General features: G+C 68.7%; 7 protein-coding genes. 6 read left to right on the forward strand and 1 reads right to left on the reverse strand.

Translation table 11 applies throughout. The annotated features are described in order from the left end of the window. Window positions 1–163 precede the first annotated feature (163 nt). From ACWCO3_RS29505 to mltG, 6 genes are all read left to right on the forward strand, one after another. Window positions 164–754 (forward strand): hypothetical protein, encoded by a 591-nt coding sequence (locus tag ACWCO3_RS29505; RefSeq protein ID WP_450013154.1) that lies wholly within the window; start codon window positions 164–166, stop codon window positions 752–754. 150 nt (window positions 755–904) lie between these two features. Beyond that, window positions 905–1,369 carry a DUF948 domain-containing protein gene (locus tag ACWCO3_RS29510; RefSeq protein ID WP_145783811.1) on the forward strand — a complete coding sequence of 155 codons (465 nt, stop codon included), beginning with the start codon at window positions 905–907 and terminating at the stop codon, window positions 1,367–1,369. Window positions 1,370–1,400: 31 nt separating this feature from the next. Then, window positions 1,401–1,706 carry a hypothetical protein gene (locus ACWCO3_RS29515; protein ID WP_145783809.1) on the forward strand — a complete coding sequence of 102 codons (306 nt, stop codon included), beginning with the start codon at window positions 1,401–1,403 and terminating at the stop codon, window positions 1,704–1,706. Next, the gene (gene alaS / locus ACWCO3_RS29520; protein ID WP_450013157.1) at window positions 1,703–4,381 is read left to right on the forward strand and encodes an alanine--tRNA ligase; all 2,679 of its coding nucleotides are present in this window, start codon (window positions 1,703–1,705) and stop codon (window positions 4,379–4,381) included. The genes ACWCO3_RS29515 and alaS overlap by 4 nt, the downstream gene beginning before the upstream one ends. Window positions 4,382–4,453: 72 nt before the next feature. Next, window positions 4,454–4,912, forward strand: a complete 459-nt coding sequence (gene ruvX, locus ACWCO3_RS29525; RefSeq protein WP_145783805.1) for a Holliday junction resolvase RuvX — start codon at window positions 4,454–4,456, stop codon at window positions 4,910–4,912. Continuing rightward, complete coding sequence (mltG, locus tag ACWCO3_RS29530; RefSeq protein ID WP_145783803.1) at window positions 4,912–6,105, forward strand: endolytic transglycosylase MltG; 1,194 nt, start codon at window positions 4,912–4,914, stop codon at window positions 6,103–6,105. Before ruvX ends, mltG begins: the two co-directional genes overlap by 1 nt. Before the next feature lie 109 nt (window positions 6,106–6,214). Here the strand turns inward: mltG and ACWCO3_RS29535 are convergent. Beyond that, window positions 6,215–6,542, reverse strand: a 328-nt coding sequence (locus tag ACWCO3_RS29535; protein ID WP_450013160.1) for a peptidoglycan-binding domain-containing protein, incomplete at its 5' end; no start/stop codon positions are given.

Below are 6,542 nucleotides of genomic sequence, written 5' to 3' on the forward strand. Positions count from 1 at the left end.
ACCATGACGGACTCGGCCGTGGTGGGGTCACTGTCCGCCCCCATCGGGGGGATCCCGGCCATACCGCCGCGATAGCGTTGCTACCTGTGAGCGCGCCGACCCGGCGGGTGCCCGGTCCGAGGCGCGTCGGGAGTCGCGTGAACGGCGGCGTCTGCGTGCGGCGGTGCTGGTGCTGGTCAGCGTCGTGCTGCTCGGCGCGGTGCCGCTCTTCTTCGGCCTCCGGACGTTGAGCCGTGATCCGGTCTTCGACAACCTGGACCAGCTCGACGTGCCGGGTTGGGCGGCGGCGAAGACCGTCGACGACGTCAGCGGCAGCCGCTGGTGTCTGCTCGACTGCCGGCTGCGGGAACGCACCGTCACCTCGGAGAAAGCCCCGGCGGAGACGGCACAGGCCTACGAGGAGGCGTTGCGGCAGGACGGCTGGCAGCCGTGGAAGGTGAGCCGCTGCCCGGAGCAGGAGACCAAGGGCAGCTACACCTGCTGGCGGCGCGACGAGTTGACGCTCGACCTGTGGGTACGCGAGCCGACCTGTGTGCCGCCGCCGGTCGACGGCGAGCCGGCCGCGCCGTCTGCCGATCCGTCGGCCGCTGCGACCGAGTGCACCGGCTCGTTGGTGTCGGTGAAGGTCCGTAACGCGATCGACGACGAGCGGACGAGGCCACAGCCGACCACCGACCCGTCACTGACCGGAGAGGATCCGTACCCGACGGTCAGCGGCGATCCGCTGGGCGAGCTGACACCCTCACCGTCGTGAGCCGGGCTCCATCACGGACGGTAGGGTCTGGGGCTGGCGGGCACGCCCGCTGCCGGTGACCGCCGACGGGGTGGCGGCCGGTACGGGTGCCATCGTTGTGCGTTCCTGGGACGTCGGGTCCTGCGGAACTTCTGCTTGAGGAGGACAGGCGTGAGCGAGCTTGGAGCGATCGCGGCGTTGATCGCGGCATCCGCGTTCGCGGTGCTGGTGCTCATCCTGACGCTGCCCATCCTGCGGCTGCGGCACACGGTTGACGCCACCACCCGGATGATCAACGACCTCAACGATCGGACCGCGCCGCTGCTCGGCGACGTGAACACGACGGTGAAGAACGTCAACGTGGCGCTGGAGCAGGTGCAGACCTCGCTCGACGGCGTGAACCTCCAGCTGGCGAAGGTCGACACGATGACCAGCCACGCGCAGAACGTCACCGCCAACGTCGCCAACCTGGCCACCGTCGTCTCCGCCGCGGCCGCCAACCCGCTGGTCAAGGTGGCCGCGTTCGGCTACAGCGTGCGGAAGGCCGCCGCGAGCCGCCGGCACGCCGAGACCGAGCGTGAGGTCCGCGACACCATCAAGCAGCAGCGGCGGGCCGCGCGGCGCGGCAACAGCTGACCCGGCCGAGGCACCAGGAAGGTAGCGAGACATGAGGCGTCTGTTCTGGCTCGGTATCGGGGTGGCCGTCGGTGTGATCGTGGTCCGCAAGGCGACCCGGACCGCCCAGGCGTACACACCGGCCGGCATCGCCAGCTCGCTGACGGAATCCGCTGGCGGCCTGGTCGAGTCGCTGCGTAACTTCGTGGAGGACGTCCGGGTCGGGATGGCCGAACGCGAGCAGGAGATCCACCAGGCGTTCGCCCAGGGCGAGGCGTTCGACGACCAGTTCGCCGAGTTGCGGGAAGACCCGCGGATCGGCGATCGAAACATCTTTCCGGAGGAACATCAGCGATGAAGACGGCGGAGATCAAGCGGCGGTACCTCGCCCATTTCGAGGCGAATGGCCACGCTGTGGTGCCGTCCGCTCCGCTGCCCGCCATCAGCGACCCGAATCTGTTGTTCGTCAACGCCGGCATGGTGCAGTTCGTGCCGTATTTCCTGGGTCAGCAGACGCCCGCGTACCAGCGGGCGGTCAGCGTGCAGAAGTGCATCCGGACCCCGGACATCGACGAGGTCGGCAAGACCAGCCGCCACGGCACGTTCTTCCAGATGAACGGCAACTTCTCCTTCGGTGACTACTTCAAGGCCGGGGCGATTCCGCTGGCGTGGGAGTTGTCCACGAAGCCGATCGCCGAGGGTGGCTACGGGCTGGATCCGGAGCGGATCTGGCCGACGATCTACCTGGACGACGACGAGGCGTTCGAGATCTGGCGGTCGGTCGGCGTTCCGGCGGAGCGGATCGTGCGGCGCGGCAAGGCGGACAACTTCTGGTCCATGGGCATTCCCGGGCCGTGCGGTCCGTCGTCGGAGCTGTTCTACGACCGGGGTCCGGAGTACGGCCGCGAGGGTGGCCCGGCGGTCGACGAGGACCGGTACATGGAGTACTGGAACCTCGTCTTCATGCAGTTCGAGCGGGGACCGGGTACGACCAAGGAGGACTACCCGATCCTGGGTGACCTGCCGGCGAAGAACATCGACACCGGCATGGGCCTGGAGCGGATGGCCTCGATCCTGCAGGGTGTGGACAACCTGTACGAGATCGACGAGGTCCGGCCGATCCTGGCGCGGGCGGCGGAGCTGACCGGCAAGCGGTACGGCGCGCACTCGGGGCATGTGGCGAGTGAGTCGCACCCGGACGACGTGCGGCTGCGGGTGATCGCGGACCACGTGCGGACGGCGTTGATGCTGATCGGCGACGGGGTGACCCCGAGCAACGAGGGCCGTGGGTACGTGCTGCGGCGGATCATGCGCCGGGCGATCCGGTCGATCCGGTTGCTGGGCTGGCAGGAGCGGGCGCTGCCCGAGTTGCTGCCGGTGGCGCGGGACTGCATGGCCCCGTCGTACCCGGAGCTGGCGACCGACTTCGACCGCATCGCGGACTACGCGTACGCGGAGGAGGAGGCGTTCCTGTCCACCCTGCGGGCGGGCACGACGATCCTGGACACCGCGATCGCGGAGACCCGCACGGCGGGTGGCAGCTCGCTGTCCGGGGCGAAGGCGTTCCAGTTGCACGACACCTACGGCTTCCCGATCGACCTGACCCTGGAGATCGCCGCGGAGCAGGGCCTCACCGTCGACGACGAGGGCTTCCGCCGGCTGATGGCGGATCAGCGCACCCGGGCCAAGGCCGACGCGCAGGCCCGCAAGACCGGGCACGTCGACCTGTCGGCGTACCGGTCGGTGCTCGACGCGGGTGGTCCGGTGACGTTCACCGGCTACAGCGAGGTATCCCGCGAGTCGACGGTGCGGGCGCTGCTCGGCGCCGACGGCCCACGTCAGGCGGCCACCGAGGGTGACACCATCGAGCTGGTCCTCGACACCACCCCGTTCTACGCCGAGGGCGGTGGACAGCAGCCCGACCAGGGCATGATCACCGTTGGCGGCGGGCAGGTCGAGGTGCTCGACGTGCAGCAGCCGGTGCCCGGCCTGATCGTGCACCGCGCTCGGGTGATCCGGGGTGAGGTGCGGGCCGGCGAGGCCGGTTTCGCCGAGATCGACACGACTCGGCGCCGGGCGATCTCCCGCTCGCACACCGCCACCCACCTGGTGCACCAGACCATGCGCAACTTCCTCGGTGAGTCGGCCACGCAGGCGGGGTCGCTGAACGCGCCCGGCCGGCTCCGGTTCGACTTCAACACCCCGACCGGGGTGTCGCCGAGCGTCCTGCGCGATGTGGAGCAGCAGGTCAACGAGGTGTTGCTGGCCGACCTGGAGGTGCACGCCTTCATCACCTCGTTGGACGAGGCGCGGCGGATCGGCGCGATGGCGCTCTTCGGCGAGAAGTACGGCGAGGAGGTGCGGGTCGTCGAGGTGGGTGACTACGCCCGGGAGCTGTGCGGCGGCACGCACGTGGCCCGTTCGGCCCAGCTCGGCCTCGTGAAGATCCTCTCCGAGTCGTCGATCGGTTCCGGCGTCCGCCGGGTCGAGGCGCTGGTCGGCATGGACGCCTTCGGCTTCCTGGCCAAGGAACACCTGCTGGTGTCCCGGCTGGCCGAGCTGTACCGGGTGCCCAACGACCAGGTCGCCGACCGGGTGGAGCAGACCGTCACGCAGCTGCGGGACGCGGAGAAGGAGCTGGAGAAGCTCCGCGCCCAGTTGGTGCTGGGCGGGGCGGCGGCGCTCGCGGCGCAGGCCAAGGACGTGCGCGGGGTCGCGTACGTGGGCACCGAGGCGCCGGAGGGTGCGGCCGGCAACGACGTGCGGACCCTGGCCCAGGAGATCCGCGGCAAGATCGACCCGGCGCGGCCGGCGGTGGTCGCGGTGGCGGCCCGCTCGAACGGCAAGGCGTCCCTGGTGGTGGCGGTCAACGCTGCCGCACGCGGTCGGGGCCTGGCGGCGTCGGATCTGGTGAAGGCGGCGTTCTCCGGGCGCGGTGGCGGCAGCCCCGACCTCGCCCAGGGCGGCGGTCTGCCGGCGGGCGAGGCGCCGAACCTGCTGCTCACCGTCGAGAAGGCGATTACCGAGGCGTGATGAACGATCACTGTCGGTCAGGGCGGGCCATGTGGCCCGCCCTGGTTCGTACCCACCCGGTGGTGACCGTCGGTGGCTGAATTGACGCGCGGTGTGCGACTGGGTGTCGATGTCGGCCAGGTGCGGGTGGGTGTCTCCCGCTCGGATCCGGACGGGATTCTGGCGACGCCGCTGGTCACGCTCGCTCGTGACCTCACCGCGGCGCCGGACGCGGTCCCGAGCGACCTCGCCGAGTTGGCCGCGTTGGTGGCCGAACATGAGGCCGTCGCGGTTGTCGTCGGCCTTCCGGTCAATCTCGCGGGTAAACACGGCCCGGCGGCTGTCCACGTGAAGGCGTACGCTGACCGACTGGTCGATGTGATAGCGCCCGTCCCGGTAACGCTCACTGACGAGAGGATGTCGACCGTGGTCGCTTCTCGTAGGCTTGCCGAGCGTGGCGTCCGAGGTAAGCGTCAACGTGCGGTTGTCGACCAGGCGGCCGCGGTGGAGATTCTGCAGAGCTGGCTGGACGCGCAGCGGAGGCGGACGTAATGATCGACGATCTGGACCTTGGGTTCGACGAGCCGGAGCGGGGGGAGAAGGGCCGGCACCGGCGCGGCTTCCGCAAGCGCAACGGCAAGTCCGGTGGCGGCCGGGGCAAGACATTCCTGGCGTTGTTGATGGCTCTGGTCCTGTTGGGCGGCATCGGCGGTGTCGCGTTCTACGGCTTCGACCGGATCCAGAACTACTTCGTCACCCCCGACTACGACGGCGCCGGAGCGGGTGAGATCACCGTCGAGATCAAGAACGGGGCGCTGCTCGCCGACATGGCCGACGCCCTGGTCGCTGCCGACGTGGTGAAGAGCCAGAAGGCGTTCATCGAGGCGGCCGAGGCCAACTCGCGCAGCAAGAACATCCAGCCGGGCACGTACAAGCTGCGCAAGCAGATGAGCGGTGCGAACGCCGTGACCGCGATGCTCGACCTGAAGAACAAGATCGTCAACGGCCTCACCATCCCCGAGGGCCGTACCGCCAAGAACATCTACAAGCTGCTCTCCGAGAAGACCAAGATCCCGGTCAAGGAGTTCGAGGCCGCCGCGAAGGACCCGGAGGCGCTCGGCGTTCCGGAGTGGTGGTTCAAGCGCGACGACGGCAAGAAGATCGTCAAGTCTGTCGAGGGCTTCCTCTACCCGGACACGTACGAGATCCCGCCGAAGGCCACCGCGGAGAGCATCCTCAAGCTGATGGTGGACAACTTCCTCTCGGTGAGCGGTGAGATGAAGTTCGCCGACCGGGTGCAGAAGGAACGCAAGGTCAGCCCCTACGAGGCGTTGATCGTGGCGTCGCTGGCGCAGGCCGAGGCGGGCAACAAGGACGACCTCGGCAAGGTTGCCCGGGTGGCGTACAACCGGGCGTACGGCGAGTTCCCGTGCAACTGCCTGGAGATGGACGTCACCGTCAACTACTACCTGGAGTCGATCGGCAAGCCGACCAAGTCGTCCAAGCAGATGACGGCGGCCGAGCTGGACGACCCGAAGAACCCGTACAACCGCAAGCTGCCCGGCATGATCCCCACCCCGATCAACAACCCGGGGAAGCAGGCCTTGGAAGGGGCGATGGCAACGCCGACGGGCAAGTGGCTCTACTTCGTGGCTATCGACAAGCAGGGCCACTCGGCGTTCGCCGAGACGTACGAGCAGCATCAGCGCAACGAGGCGAAGGCCCGGGAGGCCGGCATCATCTGACCGGCCCGGTCGACATCTGAAAGGCTCCCTTCCCGCTGACCAGAATGGTGGTCGTGTCGGGAAGGGAGCCTTTTGATGTGTGCGCGGCGACGCGGTTACGGCGCTAGTGTCAGTGACTCGTGCCCGTCCAGGAACCGGTGCGCGGGTTCAGGAACGTCCACACGCCATTGCTGTTCTGCTTACGCAGGGCGAAAGTGCGGTTGTAGCCGTAGTAGAAGTACCCGGTCTGGGTGCTGGTGTCATAACCGGTGTTCCGGTTGACCGCTCCGTACGCCTCGCCCCAGGTCTCCGGCCCGACCGAGCCGTCGATGCCGACGTTCATCACGTCCTGCCAGGTCCGGGTCTTGGCTGCGGTGTTGGAGCCGAACTCCCCGTCGATGAAGCTGGTGCCGACGTTGCCGGTCAGGTCGTCGGCCCAGACGATGGCCTGCCAGAGC

Source organism: Micromonospora sp. NPDC002411 (assembly GCF_053592955.1).

Bases quoted from the DNA above. Each gene is read 5' to 3' on its own strand.
- alaS (WP_450013157.1), top strand. From the start codon at position 1,703: ATGAAGACGGCGGAGATCAAGCGGCGGTACCTCGCCCATTTCGAGGCG.
- ACWCO3_RS29515 (WP_145783809.1), top strand. From the start codon at position 1,401: ATGAGGCGTCTGTTCTGGCTCGGTATCGGGGTGGCCGTCGGTGTGATC.
- mltG (WP_145783803.1), top strand. From the start codon at position 4,912: ATGATCGACGATCTGGACCTTGGGTTCGACGAGCCGGAGCGGGGGGAG.